Consider the following 17277-nt stretch of genomic DNA (forward strand, 5'->3'; position numbering starts at 1 on the left):
CCGCTCGACCGTGTGCTCAACTCAGCCCTGCTCGGGCGCGCGGGTGCGCAGCGCGTGCGATCCGCCGTCCACGGCGAGCATGGCGCCCGTCGTGGCGCCGGCGAACGGGCTCGCGAGGTAGCAGACGGCGTGCGCCACCTCGTCGGCGGTGACGAGCCGGCCCGAGGGCTGCCGGGCCTCCAGAGCCGCCCGCTCGGCGGCCGGGTCGGCGGCGACGTCGAGCAGCCGGCTCACCCACGGCGTGTCGGCGGTCCCGGGGTTGACGCAGTTGAACCGGATGCCCTCGCGGACGTGGTCAGCGGCCATGGCGAGCGTGAGCGACTGCACCGCACCCTTGGACGCCGAGTAGAGCGCCCGGTTCGGCAGTCCGGTCCACGCGGCGATCGAGCAGGTGTTCACGACGGCGGCGTGCGGCGACTCGCGCAGGTACGGCAGCGCGGCGCGCGTCACGCGGACGATCCCGAGCACGTTCACGTCCAGGACCCGCAGCCACTCTGCGTCGTCGTTGTCCGCGACCGTGCCCTGCGCGCCGACCCCGGCGTTGTTCGCGACGACGTCGATGCCGCCCATCGCCTCGGCCGCGGCCACGACGGCGGCGCGCACCGCCGCGTCGTCCGTCACGTCGGCGACCTGCGCGCCGGCGCCCGCGGGGACGCCGTCGGCCACCCGGTCGATCGACGTCACCGCCGCGCCGCGCGCGAGCATGGCGCGCACTATCGCGGCCCCGATGCCCGACGCGCCCCCGGTGACGACGGCGCGGACGCCGGCGAGCTCACCGTGCGCGGCACTGCCCGGTGCGACGCTGCCCGGCGCGGCTCCCGCTGATGCCTCTGCTGTGGTCTCGTCCGTCATGTGTGACCCTTCCCCGGCTCCGCCCCGGTCAGCCCGGCGCGGAAACATCAGATGTATGAGCGTCCGATGTATAGCACAGCGGCTGTCGAGGCCGACACCCCGCTCAGCGCGGCGGCTCCCGGTCTCAGTGCGGCGGCTCCTGATCGGCTCCGGGCCTCGGCCGGACCTCCACCCTGACCTTGGTGGCCGTGAGCGAGCCCGCATGGGCCTTCTCGTCCGGCATGGCGCGCGTCCGGATCAGGCTCGCGACGGTCACCACGGCGAGGACGCCGAGGACCACGCCGAGGCTCAGCGGTGTCGGGATCTCCGGGATCGACTCGTCGATGTCGACGTGGCCCCAGTGCAGGATCAGCTTGACGCCGATGAACGCCAGGATGATCGCGAGCCCCGCGGAGAGGTACACGAGCCGGTCGAGCAGCCCCTTGACGAGGAAGAACAGCGCCCGCAGGCCGAGCAGCGCGAAGGCGTTGGCGGTGAAGACGACGTACGCCTCCTCGGTGACGCCGAAGACCGCGGGGATCGAGTCGAGCGCGAACAGCAGGTCGACGCTGCCGATGGCGATCAGCACGATGAACAGCGGGGTGACGACCCGGCGGCCGTCCACCTTCGCGACGAGCCTGCCGCCGATGTAGTCGTCGCTGACCGGCAGGAACCGGCGTGCGCCGCGCACCATCAGGTTGCTCTCGATGTCCGGGTCCTCGTTCCGGTGCCGGAACAGCTGCACCGCCGTGTAGATCAGCAGCAACCCGAAGAACAGGAACGTGAACGAGAACAGGCTGATGAGCGACGCGCCGAGCGCGATGAAGATCGCACGCATGATCAGCGCGAGCACTATGCCGAAGACGAGGACCTTGTGCTGGTGCTTGTCGGGCACCGCGAAGGTGCTCATGATGATGACGAAGACGAACAGGTTGTCGACCGACAGGCTCTTCTCGATGATGTAGCCCGCGAAGTACTCGGTGCCCGCCGTGTTCCCGTACTGCAGGCCGAACCAGACGCCGAACCCGATGGCTACCGCGATGTAGAACACGGACCAGGCGGTAGCCTCCTTGAAGCCGACGTGGTGCGGACGGGCCGCCGCCAGCACCAGGTCCACCGCCAGCAGCAGGACGATGAAGCCGATGGTCACGCCCCACGTGAGTGGACTGATCTCGAGCAAAGGTCTCTCCGTCGGTTGCCGGCACTGACAGTATTGAATATCGCCTATTGAGTGTCTTTGTGCCCGAGGAGAGTTCATGAGCAAGACCGAGAGCCCTGTCGACGTCAAGCCCCGTTCCCGCACGGTGACCGACGGCCTGGAGGCGACCGCCTCGCGCGGGATGCTCCGTGCCGTCGGGATGGGCGACGAGGACTGGGTCAAGCCGCAGATCGGCGTCGCGAGCTCGTGGAACGAGATCACGCCGTGCAACCTCTCGCTCGACCGGCTCGCGAAGGCCACCAAGGAGGGTGTGCACGCCGCCGGCGGGTACCCGCTGGAGTTCGGCACCATCTCGGTCTCCGACGGCATCTCGATGGGCCACGAGGGCATGCACTTCTCGCTCGTGTCCCGCGACGTCATCGCCGACTCGGTGGAGACGGTCATGCAGGCCGAGCGGCTGGACGGCTCGGTGCTGCTGGCCGGCTGCGACAAGTCGCTGCCCGGCATGCTGATGGCCGCCGCTCGCCTCGACCTCTCCAGCGTGTTCCTCTACGCGGGCTCGATCATGCCCGGCTGGGTCAAGCTCGAGGACGGCACCGAGAAGCAGGTGACGATCATCGACGCCTTCGAGGCCGTCGGGGCGTGCTCGCGCGGGCTCATGAGCCAGGGCGACGTCGACCGGATCGAGCGGGCGATCTGCCCCGGCGAGGGGGCGTGCGGCGGCATGTACACCGCGAACACGATGGCGTCGGCGGCCGAGGCGCTCGGTATGTCGCTGCCCGGCTCGGCGGCGCCGCCGTCAGCGGACCGCCGTCGCGACACCTGGGCGCACCGCTCGGGCGAGGCAGTGGTGAACCTGCTGCGCAAGGGCATCACCGCGCGCGACATCATGACGAAGGAGGCGTTCGAGAACGCCATCGCCGTGGTCATGGCGTTCGGCGGGTCCACCAACGCGGTGCTGCACCTGCTCGCCATCGCCTACGAGGCGGAGGTCGACCTGACCCTCGACGACTTCTCCCGCGTCGCCGACCGCGTGCCGCACCTGGGCGACCTCAAGCCGTTCGGGCAGTACGTGATGAACGACGTCGACCGGATCGGCGGCGTGCCCGTCGTGATGAAGGCGCTGCTGGACGCCGGACTGCTGCACGGCGACGTCATGACGGTCACCGGCCGCACCATGGCCGAGAACCTCGCCGAGATCGCCCCGCCGGACCCGGACGGCAAGATCCTGCGCGCCATGGACGACCCGATCCACAAGACCGGTGGCATCACCATCCTGAACGGCTCGCTCGCGCCGCAGGGCGCCGTCGTGAAGTCCGCGGGCTTCGACTCCGACGTGTTCGAGGGCACCGCGCGCGTGTTCGAGCGCGAGCGCAGCGCGCTCGACGCCCTGGAGGACGGGACGATCCAGGCGGGCGACGTCGTCGTCATCCGCTACGAGGGCCCGAAGGGCGGGCCCGGCATGCGCGAGATGCTCGCCATCACCGGCGCCATCAAGGGCGCGGGCCTGGGCAAGGACGTCCTGCTCATCACGGACGGCCGGTTCTCCGGCGGGACCACCGGCCTGTGCGTCGGCCACATCGCGCCCGAGGCGGTCGACGGCGGGCCCATCGCGTTCGTGCGCGACGGCGACCGCATCCGCCTGGACGTGGCGTCCAAGACGCTCGACATCCTCGTGGAGCCGGCCGAGCTCGCGGCGCGCGAGGCCGCCGGCTGGGCGCCACTCCCCCACAAGTACACGCGGGGTGTGCTCGCCAAGTACACCAAGCTGGTCCAGTCGGCGTCGAAGGGCGCTGTGCTGGCGTAGGAGCCTGCTCGTCGGCAGTGCAGGCGGGCCGGGCGGCGTCACCCGAACAGGGTGACCCGCCCGGACCGCGGCACGGTCCACGATGAGCCGTGAGCAACCACGACCTCCCGGCGGTGCCGGACGACGGCGGCGGCATCCCGCCGTCCGACCCGACGCCCGACCCCTCCGCAGGCCCCTGATGTCTGCCCTCGCGATCATCCTCGTCGGCCTGCTCCTGTGCCTGGCGGGTGCGCTGTCGGTCCGTCTCGCCGTACTGGCCGCCGGCTTCGGCGTCGCCTGGACGCTCGCCGTCGCGTTCGACGCCGACACGGGCACGACGCTGCTGATCAGCCTGGGCGGCGCCGTCCTGGCCTTCGTGCTCACCCTGCTAACCGCCCGGCTCCTCTTCTTCGTCGGCGGCCTGTGCGTCGGGGCGGTGATCGGCGCCAAGCTGTTCGTCCTGGTGCAGGGCGGCGGCGCGGACCTGCTCCTCCTGCTCGTCATGGTCCCCGCGGTGGCCCTCACCAGCGGGCTGCTGGCCCGCCGGTTCGAGCGTCCGTTCCTCGTCTGGGCCACGGCGTTCGGCGGGGCGGCGCTGGTGCTGTCCGGCGTCGGGCGTCTCTGGGCCGACGCCGCCGGTGAACTGTGGCGACCTGGGACGACCGCCGGCGTCGTCGTCGTCATAGTGGTATGGGTGGTGCTCGCCGCCGTGGGTTACAGCGTGCAGCGCCGCCGCCGGGACTAGCCGGCAGGCGAAGACCCGGGCGGCGCCACCCGATCACCCTGCTCGACCGCTCCCCCGGGCCGCGGAGTCGGCCGCGTCACCCCTTCCGGGTGACCTGCCGGCCAGTGCCACGCGCCTACGGTCGGCGGCGTGCCCAGCTTCCTCGCCCCGTCCTTCGCGGGGTACCGGCGCGCGTCGGTACGCCCCGACATCATCGCGGGCCTCGCGGTCTGGGCGGTGCTCGTCCCCGAGTCCCTCGCCTACGCCACCATCGCGGGGGTACCGCCGGTCGTCGGCCTCTACGCCGCCGTGCCCGCCCTGGCGCTCTACGCGATCGCCGGGACGTCCCGGCAGCTCGTCGTGTCGCCCATGTCGGCGACGGCGGCGCTCTCAGCGGGCATCGTCGCGAGCATCGCGGGGGCCGACGGCGACCCGGTCGCCCTGACCACCGCCCTCGCCCTGGCCACGGGCATCGTCGCGGTCGTCGCGGGCCTGCTCCGCCTGGGCTTTCTCGCCGCGTTCATCTCCGAGCCGGTGCTCAAGGGCTTCATCATCGGCCTCGCGCTGACGATCATGATCGGCCAGGTCCCCGACCTGATCGGCGTGGAGGGCGGACACGGCAGCTTCTTCGAGAAGACCTGGGCCCTGCTCGGCCAGCTCGGCGACGTCGACCCGCTCACGATCACCGTCGGCCTGGCGAGCCTGGCCGCCCTGGTCGTCGTGCGCCGCACCATGCCGTTCCTGCCCGGGTCGCTCGTCGTGGTGCTCCTGGCGATCGGCGCCACGATCCTGTTCGGCCTGGGCGAGCGCGGGCTCGCCGTCGTCGGCCACATCGACGCCGGGCTGCCCCGGGTCGGGCTGCCCGACGTGACGGGCCCGCAGTTCACGGAGCTGCTGGGCGGCGCCGTCGGCCTCATGCTCGTGGGCTTCGCGGAGGGCCTCGGGGCCGCGAAGACCTACGCGGCGAGCCGGGGCTACGACGTCGACCCCAACCGCGAGCTGGCCGGGCTCGGGATCGCCAACCTCGGCTCCGGGATCCTCTCCGGGATGGTCGTCAACGGCAGCCTGTCCAAGACGGCGGTGAACGCGAGCGCCGGCGCCCGCTCCCAGGTCTCGGCGCTGACCGCCGCAGCGCTGACGATCCTGACCCTGCTGTTCCTGACCGGGATCTTCGAACAGCTGCCGCTGGCGACGCTGGCCGCGGTGGTCGTGGTCGCCGTCGTCGAGCTGGTCGATGTCCGGTCACTGCGCCGGCTGTGGCGGGTGCGCACGGGGCGGATGGTGCACTTCTACCAGGTCACGGCCCGGGCCGACTTCATGGCCGCTGGTGCCGCGCTGCTGGGGGTACTGATCTTCGACACGCTGCCGGGGCTCGTCATCGGCATCGCCGTGTCGCTGATCCTGCTGCTGGCCCGGACCTCGCGTCCGCGCGTCGCCGTCCTTGCGCCCGTCGGTGACGAGTCGGGCCGGCCCTGGGTGGACGCGGAGCGCAACCCCACGTACGCCACGGTGCCGGGTGTGCTCGCCGTCCGGGTCGAGGGGCCGCTGATGTTCGCGAACGCGGAGTACGTGCGCACGCGGATCAGGGAGCTCGCCGCGGCGGAGCCCGGGCTGCAGCTCGTCGTCCTGGACGGCCGCGCGACGCCGTCGGTCGACGTGACCGCCGCCGCGATGCTGGTCCAGCTGCGCGGCGACCTCCGGCGCGACGGCGGCGACCTGGCGCTCGCCGAGGGCATCGGGCAGGTGCGCGACGTCCTGGCCCGCGTCGGGTCGGAGGGCGAGCCCGTGCTGTTCACGACCCTCGACGACGCCGTCGGGGCCGGTCGCGACCGCGACCCGGGTGCCTGAGCAGTTCACCGGGAACGGGTGAGGCGCGGAGCGCACGCGAGGGCTGGAGTAGCAGGGTCAGGCCACTCCCCTGACTCCGAGCTCGATCCCGAACCGATCCCGAACACTGATCCCGAAGGAGCCCCTCATGTCTCAGACAACGCTGACCGTCTGGAAGTTCAAGACCGCGGACGGCGCGGAGACCGCGTCGAAGACCCTCCAGCAGCTGTCCAAGGAAAACCTGGTCACCGTCCACGACGCGGCGACGGTGCGGTGGGACGAAGGGGCCAAGAAGCCCAAGACGCGCCAGCTCAGCTCGACCACTGGGGCGGGAGCCCTCGGCGGCGCGTTCTGGGGGATGCTCTTCGGTCTCCTGTTCTTCGTCCCGCTGCTCGGCGCGGCAATCGGCGCCGCCACGGGCGCGCTGAGCGGATCCCTCACCGACGTCGGGATCGACGACGGATTCATCAACCGGGTGCGGGACGAGATCACGCCGGGCACGTCGGCGCTGTTCGTCATGTCGTCGGACGCGGTGATGGACAAGATCCGCGACGCGTTCGCCGGCCAGGAGCCGCCCGAGCTGATCTTCACCAACCTCAACACCGAGCAGGAGGCCGCGCTGCGCGAGGTCTTCGGCGAGGACTGACCGGCTCGCGCCGAGCCCACCCGCAACGAGCCCACCCGCACCCAACCCACTACCGAAGGAGCTGTCATGGCCGGCGCACACGCATCAGGGACCGACCCCTATCCGGGTATGGCCCCCGTCGCCAACTACGGCCCGCCCCCGTCCGTGGCTCTCACGACCTCGGGGTTCGCGGGAACGATGCTGATCATGGCGTCGCTGTTCCAGATCCTCCAGGGAATCGCCGCGGTCGCCCAGGACACCGTTTACCTGACCGGTGTCGAGTACGTCTATCAGCTCGACATGACGAGCTGGGGATGGATTCACATTGTCGTGGGGGTGGTCGCGCTCGCGACGGGAATCGGGATCCTCACCGGCCGGACCTGGGCCTATTTGATGGGAATTGTTCTGGCGACGCTCTCGAGCATCGCAAACTTTGCGTTCCTGCCTTATTTCCCCATCTGGAGTGGGATAGTCATCGCCTTCAACGTGGCCGTGATCTGGTCTCTCTGCACGCTTCTCGCCTCTGACAATCCTGCGTGAACCGCAAGATGGCGGGTCTATTTCACCCTCTGTGCGCGGTGATCGCGGGCCAAGGACGGCATTGTCGGTGAGCGCACGACCGGTTGCTGATGCAGGGTTGTTGGTGTCCAGCAATGCACAGGAAACGGTCGTGAGATTGCCGGACGTGTATCGGCGGCCAGGGGGCGGCTGCCACTTCACCAGTACGAGTGGAGGACGCCGCGGTATGCACCCCAAACCGATTCCGGTCGCACGGCGCGGGACGACCCTCGCGTCGCGGGCCCCCCGGCTCGCCGTCGCACCCGACCTACCCGGCGGCGCCCACCCGCTGGCCGCCGACGATCTCGCACCACGCCTGCCGCGCGTCTACGTGCCGCGGCCCCGCCTCTGGCAGCGGCTCGACGAGGCTGCCGACGGCTCCGTCACCCTGGTCGTGGCCCCGGCCGGGGCCGGGAAGACGCTGGGCGTCGCCGGATGGCTGCGCTCCACGGCATCGGCCAGGGCCGACGGCGCCGTGTGGGTCCGCGCCGACGAGACCTGGACGCCTGAGCGGCTCGGCGCCGTCCTCGACGCCCGGGTCCCCGTCGTGACACCCGACAGATCACCGTCCCTCGTCGTGGTCGACGACGCCGGCCGGCTCCCGGCCGCGACGCTGCGGCACATCGACGAACGGCTGAACTCGTCGCCGGAGTCGATGCGGATCGTCCTGCTGAGCCGCTGGGCCCTCCCGCTGACCCGGCTGGTGCCGGAGCTTCTCGGCAACTTCACCTTTCTGCGCGGTGACCTGCTCCGGCTCAGCCCTGCCGAGAGCGCGTCCCTGATCGCGGAGCACGCCAGGACGGACGACCCGGAGGTGCTCGCCGCCGTGGCGCGGCACGCCGACGGCTGGTGTGCCGCCGCGGTCCTCGCGGCACGGGGCCTCCGCGGCGCACCGGACCCCGCGGCCGCGGCACGCCTGCTCGCCGCCGACACCGAGCCGATCGCCAACCGGGTCGCCGGCGAGGTCTTCAGCACGCTCACCCCGCGGCAACGACACCTGCTGCTGTGCGTGGCGGGCGAGGACGCGGTGAGCGTCCCCACCGCGGCGCACCTGTCCCACGATCCCCACGCGGGCGAGATCCTCGCCGAGCTGGAGGACACCGGCCTGCTCGTGCGGCGCGCCGACGATCCTGCCGACCACTGTCCGGCCGACACCCCGACGGCCGGCGCGGAAGGCTTCCGCGTCCACCCGCTCCTCGTGGAGGTCGTCCGGCAGCGCCTCGCCGCCGGTGGTGTCGACGCCGCGCGCGCACGCGCCACCGTGAGCCGCGCCGTCGGTCTCGACGTGGCCCGCGGCCACCTCACCGGGGCCTTCGCCCGGCTCGTCCGGGTCGGCGCGCCCGCCGAGGCGGCCGACGTGCTCGCACAGGACGGCGTGCGCATGGTGCTGAACCGGTGCGGGCCGGACGAGGTGGCCGCGTTCGTCCGCGCCGAGCCGGAGGTCGTCGACGACCGGCCGGACATCTGGTTCGCCATCGCGCTCGGCTGCTGGCTGCGGGACGACGTCGAGGGTACGCGCCACTGGGCCGACCGGATCCTGGACGCCCGGCGCCGCTGGTCGAACGCCTGGCTGCCCGGCGGGCTGGACGGTCTCGACGCCACGGTCGCGTGCGTCCGGCTGTGGCGGGTCGCCCTCGGGCTGGAGCCCGCCTACGCCGCCGTCGGCCACGCGAAGCGCGTGCTCGTCGCGTCCCAGACCCGCCCGGCGGTGCGGGAGGCGAACGCCGAGGTACTTCCCGTGCTGGCCACCGAGCTGGGGGTGGCGCAGAACTGGCTGGGCGAGCTCACCGACGCCGAGGCCAGCCTCACGCTCGCCGTCAGCCTCTCGCACGGCCAGGGTCTCGCACCGCTGGGCACCTGCGCCCTGAGCCACCTCGCGCTCACCCAGTACATGCGCGGGCGGGAGAGCGCGTGCATCGAGCTGGCCGACGAGGTCCTCGTCGCCGCCCGCGCGCCCGGCGCCGCGAAGGTGCGGTTCGTCGAGGCGCGGGCCAACCTCGCGCGGCTCCTCGCGCGGCTGCTCGACGTGCCGACCCCCACCGAGCTCACCGTGGATCCCTTCCCCGGTGTGCGGTACCACAGCGGCGACCTGTGCACGCGCTTCTGGTTCCGGTTGTGGGACGCACGCCAGGAGGTGCTCGCCGGCAACGTCGCCGAGGCGCAGCGCCTCCTGTCCGGCCCCGGTGAGTGCCTGCGGCTGACCGACGATCAGCTCCCGGAGCACCTGCGGGTCGCGCTGCTCGTGGAGCGCGCGTTCGTCGCCGCGCTGGCGAGCGACCGCGACACGCTCAAGTCCCTGCACGACACCCTCGGCCGGCTCGGTGCCGTCGGAGAGTCCGCCCTGGTCAGAGGCCTGCGCGCCGACCGGGACGGCGACCGGCGCGCCGCCGCCGCCGCGTTCGAGACGGCCTCGGCGGACGCCACCTACTCGCAGCCCCCGACCCGCGCGCTCGCGCTGGCCTGCGAGGCGCAGCTGCTCGACGCCCTGGGCGACCCGGTGCGCTCGCACGAGCGCCTGATCGAGGCGGTCTCGGTCACCGAGGCCCGCCGGAACGCCGTGCCGTTCTTCGGCTGGGCCCGCCAGGGCACGCCCATCGAGACGCTGCTGCGCCGGCTGGCCAAGCGCCCCACGACGAGATGGCTGCACGACCTCGCCACCACGGCGGAGGGGCGGCCCGACGTCACGACCATCTACGCGTCGATGACCGCCACCCCCAGCGAGCTGGACGAGGTGAGCCGGGCGCTCGCTCCGCCGGCCCTCAGCCCGCGCGAACGGGAGGTGCTCAACGAGCTGGCCCGGGGCGCCACCTACGCCGACATCGCCGCCGCGCTGTTCGTCTCGGAGAACACCGTCAAGACGCACGTCTCCAGCCTCTACACCAAGCTCGCGGCGTCACGCCGCAGCGAGGCCCTCAAGATCGCCCGCAGCTTCCACCTGCTCTGACCGGCGACGGGCTCACTGCCGGCGACCCCAACACACTGCAGCGCATCGTCGGCGTGTCGCGTGCAGAGGGTCGGGGTCGCGTCGGGGACGCCTCCTCAGATGATCTTCGGGAAGAAGATCAGGAGACCTACCCCGACCAGCAGCAGGACGCCCGCACCGACCAGGATCGTCCAGGACTTCCGCTCCGACCCGAACCGGTTGGAGAGCGCCCCGAAGAACAGCACCAGCGCGAACAGCACCGTGAGCAGCGTGTAGTTGTCCCCGCGCTGGTTGTCGGCGAGCGCGTCGGCGAAGTAGGCGTCGGCGCGAGCGTCGGCCTCGGCTGCCTCGACCCGGCCGGGCGGCACGTAGGAGTCCATCGCGAACGGGCTGCGCGGCGCGTCCGGGTTCTTCAGCGGACGCGTCGCGAGCCATTCGTCGAACGCCGGCGCGAAGTGGTCGGTGAACCGTTCGCGGGCGAACTCCGCCAGCTCATGGTTGCCCTCCGACGTCGCCTCCAGCCAGATGCCGAACACCTGCAGGTCCACTGCCCGGGCCGCCTCCGCCGTCGTCGCCTCCCGCGACGCCTCGATGCGCTGCGTCGAGGCCCTGGAGAACGAGATCGACATCTCCCCGCTCCACTTGCTCGCCTCGAACCCGCTCCACGCGGTGAGCACGGCCGTGATCGCCAGCAGCGCGACGGCGACGTGCTCCACCAGCGGCGAACGGCTCCCGGCAGTGTGCTCGTCGGCCGACGGCGCGTCGTCAGGACGCGTCGTGTCCACTGTCCTTCTCCTGTCCACGCCCTGCTGTCCGTAGATCAGCCCAGCAGCTTGGCCTTGGCGGCCGCGAACTCGGCGTCCGTCAGGACGCCCTTCTCGTGCAGCTCGCCGAGCTGAGTGAGCTGCGTGAGCAGCGCGTCGTTGACGCCGCCCCCAGGAGGTGTGGCGGACGGCGGTGGCGCGGCGGGCTGCGGCGCCTGCTGTGCCGCCTCGTACTGCTGGGCCTCGTACTGCTGCTGGGCACGGTTGGCCTGGCGGCGGCTGACCGCCCCCGCCGTCGCCTGGGCCGTGCCGGCGACCACGGCTGTGCGTGCCGCCATGCCGAGCAGACCTGGTCTGCCGACACGTCGTAAGGGGGACATGGTGTTGCTCCGTTCGGTGGTGGGAGTGGTGGTGGTAGTCGGGTGGCGCGACGGCTAGGACCGGACCTCGGCCAGAGCGGCGATCTCGTTGACCGCCGCCGCGGGCACTCGCTCGTGCAGAATCACGTCGGCCTCGGCCTCCACGGCCGCCGCGACCAGCTGCCGCGACCAGGTGTGCTCGATCGCGAGGACGAGCACCGACGTGCCCGGGTCGATCTCGGCGGCGATCTCGCGCAGGTCCTCGTCACCGGTGAGGCCGGTGGCGGGCAGCTCAAGCGCCACGAGGTCCACCTCGTCACCGAGGTCCTGCGCCTCCAGGATCACGAGGCCGCCCTCGTCGCTGCGGCGTACGACGGCGAGGTCGAGCAGGGTGACGGCGCCGGACGCGGCGACGTCGAACACCGCGCGAACGACCGGGGGCGGGATGCGGGGCGCGTCGAAGGCGAGTGCGACAAGCTCGACGGGGCCGAACGACGATGACATGGGAACCTCCAGGGCTGGCTGGTCGGACGAAGGTGGGCACTGCGATTCGGGCGGTCACCCGCCCGGTGCGCCGACGTCGCCTCCGCTCTGCCGCCGACCGTCCTCGGCGAACACGGACGCCCAGTCGTCCTTCATGCTGATGACCGTCCAGCCGAGCCGCCGCGCCGTCGTCGTGATGGGCTCCCCCGCCGCGAACGACTGCGCCTCGCTGGCGTAGGCGAACTCGCGGTCGGGGTCGTCATGGTCCACCAGCAGCGAGAGGTGCGGCCCCTCGGCGGCGGCCGCCCACTCGAGGAGCTGGGTGTCCCCCGTCGAGTTGCCCGCGGCGAGCACCGGCGGCCTGCCGAGCTGCGTCTGGATGTTGGTGACCTTGGCTGCGCCCTCGTTGACGTCGCCGAGCACCCGTCCGGTGCGCCGCAGGGCCGGGCGGCCGTGCGCGTCCTCCTCCAGGTCGTAGGCGATCATCGTGCCGACGACGCGTTCGGGCGGCACGCCGTACAGCTCCTCGCTGACCGAGCGGACGAACTCCGTGCCGCCCCCCGTCACCACGCCGACGGTAAAGTCCAGCCCTCGCAGCGCCTCGACGAGCTCCAGCATCGGGCCGTACCGGAGGTCGCTCAGGGGACGGCCGAGGGTCGGGTGGGTACCCGAGCGGAGGAACGCGCGGACCTCCCGCGTGAACGCGCCAGGGCTGATCCCCCGGAAGAGGCCGGCCAGCGCCAGGGCCACCCGTTCGAGCCCGATCTCGCCGACCGCCGACGCGTCGCCCGCGAGCACCGCCCGGAACTCGGCCTCCTCGGCGAGCGCCGGATCGCCGTGCACCCGGCGTCGGAGGGCGTCGAGGAAGAACTCGTACTGGACGTACGTCGGCCGCTCGCACCAGAGCGTGCCGTCGTTGTCGAAGTAGGCGACCCGGTCCTCCGGCGGGATCGAGCTCGCGTCCGCGAGGAACCCGAGGACCGCGTCCCGGGTGGGTCCAGGGCGCCAGGACGGCAGCGGATGACCGGAGTTCCTGACGTCGTCCCGGTTCATGAAGCCATCTCCAGAGGCTCGGCGTCTGGCGACATCGCGAGCGCCGTGTCGCGGTGGACGCACCGGAAGCCCACGTGGCTCATCCCGGTGTCGATCGCCTGCGGCCGGCGTGCCGCGGGGCGGTAGCGCCGGCAGTACGTGTCCGCACAGAGGAACGACCCGCCCTTGATGACCTTTCGTGGCACGGCGAACTGCGGCTGGCGGGGGTCGGTGCTGGACCCGGCGTCGCCCCCGCGCGGGTTCACCGGAGCACAGCACGGGTCCGGCACGGCGTCCGGGTGCCGGTCGGTCCACCAGTCCCCGGTCCACTCCCAGACGTTCCCGGCCATGTCGTACAGGCCGTACCCGTTGGGGGCGAACGACCCGACGGGTGCGGTGCGCAGCCAGCCCGACTCCCCCGTGGACCGCCACGGGAAGTCCGGGCCGTCCCAGGTGTTCGCGAGGATGCGGCCGGCGGGCCGGGCCTCGTCGCCCCACGTGAAGGCCGCGCCCTCGACACCGCCCCGGGCGGCGTACTCCCACTGGGCCTCGGTCGGCAGCTCGGCGCCGGCCCATGCGGCGTACGCCGCCGCGTCCTCGTGGGCGACGTGGACGACGGGGTGGTCGCCCCGGTCGTCGATCCCGGACCCGAGCCCCTCGGGCCGGCGCCACGAGGCTCCGGGGACCCAGGCCCACCACTGGCTGAGGTGGCGCAGGTCCACCGGGCCCGGTGTCGGTACGAACACCATCGACCCGGGCGCGAGGTTCTCCGGCGGTGCCCCGGGAAAGAGCGCGGGATCGACCGGGCGCTCTGCGACGGTCTCGTAGCCCGTCGCCTCGACGAACGCCTCGAACTGCGCGTTCGTCACGGCGAACCGGTCGATCCGGAACCCGTCGACCCGCACCGGGTGCGCGGGCGCCTCCTCCGGGTAGTGGGCGTCGGAGCCCATGGTGAACGTCCCGCCGTCGAGCCGGACGGTGTCGTGGGTCCGGGGGCCTCGGGCCCGGACGTGCCCGGTGCGCGCCGTCATGCGCTCGGTGCGCCCGACTTGAGCTTGGCCAGGGCCTGGTCGATGTTGAAGGTCGCGGGCTCCTGCCGGGCGGGGAACTCGGCGAGGCTGGCCAGCATCCCGCCGACGTACGTCTGCGCGGGCACGAGCAGCCAGACGTGGTCCAGCATCCAGTCGAAGTAGCTGTTGGACGTGACGTCGGCCCGTTCGAACGGGTCGGTGCGCAGGTTGAAGATCTTCGGTGCGCGCAGCTCGACGTAGGGCTCCAGCCAGATGTCGAGCGTGCCGACGACCCGCTGCTCCAGGAACACGATCTTCCAGTTGTCGTACCGCAGCCCGGTGAGGTCGCCGTCGTCGGACACGTAGAAGAAGTGCTTGCGCGGCGACTCCTCGGTCTCGCCGGTGAGGTACGCGAGCTGGTCGTGCCCGTCCAGGTGCACCTTGAAGCGCGTGCCCGCGAGGTCGGTCCCCTCCTTGAGCCGGTCCGCGATGCCGGGATCACCCGCCGCCGCCAGCAGCGTCACGAACCAGTCGTTGTGGCTGAACAGCCCGTTGAGCACCGTGCCGGCCGGGATCCGTCCGGGCCAGCGCACCATCGCCGGGACCCGGTACGCACCCTCCCAGTTGGAGTTCTTCTCGTTGCGGAACGGCGTCATCCCGGCGTCGGGCCAGCTGTTCATGTGCGGGCCGTTGTCCGTGGAGTAGATGACTATCGTGTTCTCCGCGATGCCCAGCTCGTCGAGCTGGTCCAGCAGCGAGCCGACGACGTCGTCGTGGTCGAGCATCGTGTCGTGGTACTCGGACTGCCACCGGCCGGCCCTGCCCCTGCTCTCGGGCTTGCCGTGGGTGCGGAAGTGCATGTGCGTCGAGTTGAACCACACGAAGAACGGCTGGTCGTCACCCGCCTTGTCCCGCATGAAGCCGAGCGCGGCGTCGCGGAACTCCTCGTCGACGGTCCGCATGCGCTCGCGGGTCAGGGGGCCGGTGTCCTCGATGCGCTGGGTCCCGTCCCCGTTCGCCCAGGTGTGCAGCACCCCGCGCGGCCCGAAGTTCTTGCGGAAGTCGGGGAACTCCTCGGGGTCCGGGTAGTCGTCGAGCTCCGGCTCCTCCTCGGCGTTCAGGTGGTAGAGGTTGCCGAAGAACTCGTCGAACCCGTGCCTGGTCGGCAGGTGCTCGTCCCGGTCGCCGAGGTGGTTCTTGCCGAACTGGCCGGTCGCGTATCCCTGCTCCTTGAGCGCGGTCGCGATGGTCGGGTCCTCGTCCTGCAGGCCGAGCTTGGCACCCGGCATGCCGACCTTCGTCAGTCCGGTCCGGTACGGGTTCTGCCCGGTGATGAAGGCGGCGCGGCCCGCGGTGCAGCTCTGCTCCCCGTAGTAGTCGGTAAAGATCGCGCCCTCCGCCGCGATCCGGTCGATGTTCTCGGTGCGGTAGCCCATCACCCCGTTGGAGTAGGCGCTGATGTTGGTCATCCCGATGTCGTCACCCCAGATGACCAGGATGTTCGGCTTGTCGGCCACGATGTCTCCTTCGTGTAGACGGTTTCTCGTGCGAGCAGCGCACTCTCAGGACGCGTCGTCCCGGGTGCTGGGCAAGGGTTGAGGCAGCGGCTGAGCCTGTGGCCGGGCCAGCAGCTCGACCAGCGCGATGAGCAGGCCCGCACCGACGGCGGTCCCGACGACAAGGCCCGGTGTCGGGTTGGCCGCCAGCAGGAGGACCAGGGCCGCGAGCGCGATCAGAGCCGCGCGCACGACGCCGCGGTACCGGGCGAGCCACACCCCGGCCGGGCCCGAGGTCACGCCCCGGCCCTCGGCCCAGGCCCTGGCGGTGCCGAAGCCCTTGCCGACGCCGGCCCGCAGACCGCGCGCCGACGGGCTCGACCCGCCCAGGTACGCGGCGAGCGCCACGACCAGGCCGAGCACGCCGACGGTGCGGAGCGCGGCACGCAGGAACTTCACGAGCTGGTCGAAGACGACCTCAGCGGCATCCAGCCGCAGCACGACGCCGCTGAGCGCGTCGAGGTAGAGGCCGCGGGCGACCGCGAGGCCAAGGGCGAGGACGAGCATGCCGGCGACCAGCGCGAGCCCGGCGACGACCAGGGCGCGCAGGTGGCGGACCGCGAGGACGACGCCGGCGCCCAGCAGGAGCAGCACCACCCACGGGAGCCAGGTGCCCAGCGCGACGACCTGGGCGTACCGGTTCCGGACCTCGACGAGCTGTGGGGTCTGCAGGACGGTGAACGTCGCGTTGATCGTCGGCAGGTTGGCGGCGAGCTGGAACCCGCCGTCGACGAGCCGGGTCTTGAGCAGGTCGATCATTCCCGCGAGCTGGACGGTGAGCTGACCGTCCTGGCCCAGCTGGACGACGTCGCCCCCGGAGCCCCGCATGACCGCGACGAGCTGCTCGTGCGCCACGCGGTTGGCCCGCTCCCACGAGCCGGCGAACTCGTCGCTCGTCACCACCCGGTCCGCGGCCCTGCGGACGAACGACTCGATCCCGCTGGTCAGAGGTGCTTCGAGCAGGGGCAGCGCCGCGGCGGCCCGCGGTGCCACGTCCCGTTCGGCCAGGCCGCCGGCGACGGAGTCGAGCAGGGAGCCGACGTCGATCCGCGTCATCACGGCCTGGGTCATCCGGCCCGCGAGCGCGGACTGCACGGTCGGGTCGTCCGCCAGGGGGCCGACCGTCGCGACGTAGCGGTCCGTGTCGGTCAGTGTGCGTTCTGCCCAGGCCGCGACCACGCCCACGGGCGCGAGCAGCGCGCCGACCACTATCAGGACGACGGCGGCGGCACTCCGCGAGCGGTGCCGTCCTGGCACGTCAGGTGAGCCGGCTGAGCGCCCCGCCAGGTTGCCGGGCGAGATCGCCGCCTCGTCGAGCCGCCGCCGGAGATCCGCGTTCTCCCGCTCGAGGGCGGCGAGACGCGCAGCGGCGTCAGGTGACCGGACACCGCTCTCCGCCCCCGCAGGCTCGCTCATGCTGGCTCCCCCCGGCGCTCGCCGCGGATCGGCGGCACCTGGGTTCGATGGTCGCCAGCGCATCCCCCGGGGGCCTCACCCAGAACGGGTGATCGGTGGTCACGGGGCCGGGAACGGTTGCGGGGCGGGGCAGGGCAGGGGGTCAGGGGTGAATTTGGTCCCCCGGCGGCACTTCGTGCCAGACTGCCGGGCTGACGCACCCGCATGTAACAAGTTTTCCGAAG

At 72.1% G+C, this 17277-nt stretch carries 15 protein-coding genes; 6 read left to right on the forward strand and 9 right to left on the reverse strand.

Annotated features, from left to right (window positions below):
* Positions 1 to 21 precede the first annotated feature (21 nt).
* Both ACFO6V_RS07890 and ACFO6V_RS07895 read right to left on the reverse strand, forming a co-directional pair.
* Positions 22 to 852, reverse strand: a complete 831-nt coding sequence (locus ACFO6V_RS07890; protein ID WP_377133963.1) for an SDR family NAD(P)-dependent oxidoreductase — start codon at positions 850 to 852, stop codon at positions 22 to 24.
* Between the two features lie 124 nt (positions 853 to 976).
* Positions 977 to 2011, reverse strand: a complete 1035-nt coding sequence (locus ACFO6V_RS07895) for a TerC/Alx family metal homeostasis membrane protein (protein WP_377133965.1) — start codon at positions 2009 to 2011, stop codon at positions 977 to 979.
* Positions 2012 to 2087: 76 nt separating this feature from the next.
* On the opposite strand from ACFO6V_RS07895, the gene ilvD reads away from it, so the two are divergent.
* The 6 genes from ilvD to ACFO6V_RS07925 all read left to right on the forward strand — a co-directional run bounded on the left by ilvD (position 2088) and on the right by ACFO6V_RS07925 (position 10454).
* A complete protein-coding gene (gene ilvD / locus ACFO6V_RS07900; RefSeq protein ID WP_377133967.1) occupies positions 2088 to 3797 on the forward strand; it encodes a dihydroxy-acid dehydratase in 1710 nt (569 codons plus the stop codon).
* A gap of 178 nt (positions 3798 to 3975) precedes the next feature.
* Positions 3976 to 4521 (forward strand): TM7S3/TM198-like domain-containing protein, encoded by a 546-nt coding sequence (locus ACFO6V_RS07905; protein WP_377133969.1) that lies wholly within the window; start codon positions 3976 to 3978, stop codon positions 4519 to 4521.
* Between the two features lie 129 nt (positions 4522 to 4650).
* Complete coding sequence (locus ACFO6V_RS07910) at positions 4651 to 6348, forward strand: SulP family inorganic anion transporter (protein ID WP_377133971.1); 1698 nt, start codon at positions 4651 to 4653, stop codon at positions 6346 to 6348.
* Between the two features lie 127 nt (positions 6349 to 6475).
* Positions 6476 to 6973: a DUF1269 domain-containing protein gene (locus ACFO6V_RS07915; protein ID WP_377133973.1), complete on the forward strand. Its 498-nt coding sequence runs from the start codon at positions 6476 to 6478 to the stop codon at positions 6971 to 6973.
* Positions 6974 to 7039: 66 nt separating this feature from the next.
* A complete protein-coding gene (locus ACFO6V_RS07920) occupies positions 7040 to 7492 on the forward strand; it encodes a DUF7144 family membrane protein (RefSeq protein WP_377133975.1) in 453 nt (150 codons plus the stop codon).
* A gap of 205 nt (positions 7493 to 7697) precedes the next feature.
* Positions 7698 to 10454, forward strand: a complete 2757-nt coding sequence (locus ACFO6V_RS07925) for a LuxR C-terminal-related transcriptional regulator (protein ID WP_377133977.1) — start codon at positions 7698 to 7700, stop codon at positions 10452 to 10454.
* Positions 10455 to 10549: 95 nt separating this feature from the next.
* Here ACFO6V_RS07925 and ACFO6V_RS07930 read toward each other — a convergent pair whose 3' ends face one another.
* From ACFO6V_RS07930 to ACFO6V_RS07960, 7 genes are all read right to left on the reverse strand, one after another.
* On the reverse strand, positions 10550 to 11218 hold the full coding sequence (locus ACFO6V_RS07930; protein ID WP_377133980.1) for a hypothetical protein: 669 nt from the start codon (positions 11216 to 11218) through the stop codon (positions 10550 to 10552).
* 35 nt (positions 11219 to 11253) lie between these two features.
* On the reverse strand, positions 11254 to 11535 hold the full coding sequence (locus ACFO6V_RS07935; RefSeq protein ID WP_377133981.1) for an SHOCT domain-containing protein: 282 nt from the start codon (positions 11533 to 11535) through the stop codon (positions 11254 to 11256).
* A gap of 96 nt (positions 11536 to 11631) precedes the next feature.
* Positions 11632 to 12060: a DUF6325 family protein gene (locus ACFO6V_RS07940; protein WP_377133983.1), complete on the reverse strand. Its 429-nt coding sequence runs from the start codon at positions 12058 to 12060 to the stop codon at positions 11632 to 11634.
* 54 nt (positions 12061 to 12114) lie between these two features.
* Positions 12115 to 13092, reverse strand: coding sequence for a haloacid dehalogenase-like hydrolase (locus ACFO6V_RS07945; RefSeq protein ID WP_377133985.1), 978 nt, complete (start codon positions 13090 to 13092; stop codon positions 12115 to 12117).
* Positions 13089 to 14102, reverse strand: a complete 1014-nt coding sequence (locus ACFO6V_RS07950) for a formylglycine-generating enzyme family protein (protein ID WP_377133987.1) — start codon at positions 14100 to 14102, stop codon at positions 13089 to 13091. Before ACFO6V_RS07950 ends, ACFO6V_RS07945 begins: the two co-directional genes overlap by 4 nt.
* The gene (locus ACFO6V_RS07955) at positions 14099 to 15598 is read right to left on the reverse strand and encodes an arylsulfatase (protein WP_377133989.1); all 1500 of its coding nucleotides are present in this window, start codon (positions 15596 to 15598) and stop codon (positions 14099 to 14101) included. The genes ACFO6V_RS07950 and ACFO6V_RS07955 overlap by 4 nt, the downstream gene beginning before the upstream one ends.
* Before the next feature lie 45 nt (positions 15599 to 15643).
* The gene (locus tag ACFO6V_RS07960) at positions 15644 to 17053 is read right to left on the reverse strand and encodes a hypothetical protein (RefSeq protein ID WP_377133991.1); all 1410 of its coding nucleotides are present in this window, start codon (positions 17051 to 17053) and stop codon (positions 15644 to 15646) included.
* Positions 17054 to 17277: the final 224 nt, after the last annotated feature.

Origin of the sequence: Promicromonospora alba, assembly GCF_042654905.1 — a bacterium.
GTDB lineage: Bacteria > Actinomycetota > Actinomycetes > Actinomycetales > Cellulomonadaceae > Promicromonospora > Promicromonospora alba.

Bases quoted from the DNA above. Each gene is read 5' to 3' on its own strand.
- ACFO6V_RS07890 (WP_377133963.1), bottom strand. From the start codon at position 852: ATGACGGACGAGACCACAGCAGAGGCATCAGCGGGAGCCGCGCCGGGC.
- ilvD (WP_377133967.1), top strand. From the start codon at position 2,088: ATGAGCAAGACCGAGAGCCCTGTCGACGTCAAGCCCCGTTCCCGCACG.
- ACFO6V_RS07905 (WP_377133969.1), top strand. From the start codon at position 3,976: ATGTCTGCCCTCGCGATCATCCTCGTCGGCCTGCTCCTGTGCCTGGCG.
- ACFO6V_RS07915 (WP_377133973.1), top strand. From the start codon at position 6,476: ATGTCTCAGACAACGCTGACCGTCTGGAAGTTCAAGACCGCGGACGGC.
- ACFO6V_RS07920 (WP_377133975.1), top strand. From the start codon at position 7,040: ATGGCCGGCGCACACGCATCAGGGACCGACCCCTATCCGGGTATGGCC.
- ACFO6V_RS07925 (WP_377133977.1), top strand. From the start codon at position 7,698: ATGCACCCCAAACCGATTCCGGTCGCACGGCGCGGGACGACCCTCGCG.
- ACFO6V_RS07935 (WP_377133981.1), bottom strand. From the start codon at position 11,535: ATGGCGGCACGCACAGCCGTGGTCGCCGGCACGGCCCAGGCGACGGCG.
- ACFO6V_RS07940 (WP_377133983.1), bottom strand. From the start codon at position 12,060: ATGTCATCGTCGTTCGGCCCCGTCGAGCTTGTCGCACTCGCCTTCGAC.
- ACFO6V_RS07945 (WP_377133985.1), bottom strand. From the start codon at position 13,092: ATGAACCGGGACGACGTCAGGAACTCCGGTCATCCGCTGCCGTCCTGG.
- ACFO6V_RS07950 (WP_377133987.1), bottom strand. From the start codon at position 14,102: ATGACGGCGCGCACCGGGCACGTCCGGGCCCGAGGCCCCCGGACCCAC.
- ACFO6V_RS07960 (WP_377133991.1), bottom strand. From the start codon at position 17,053: ATGAGCGAGCCTGCGGGGGCGGAGAGCGGTGTCCGGTCACCTGACGCC.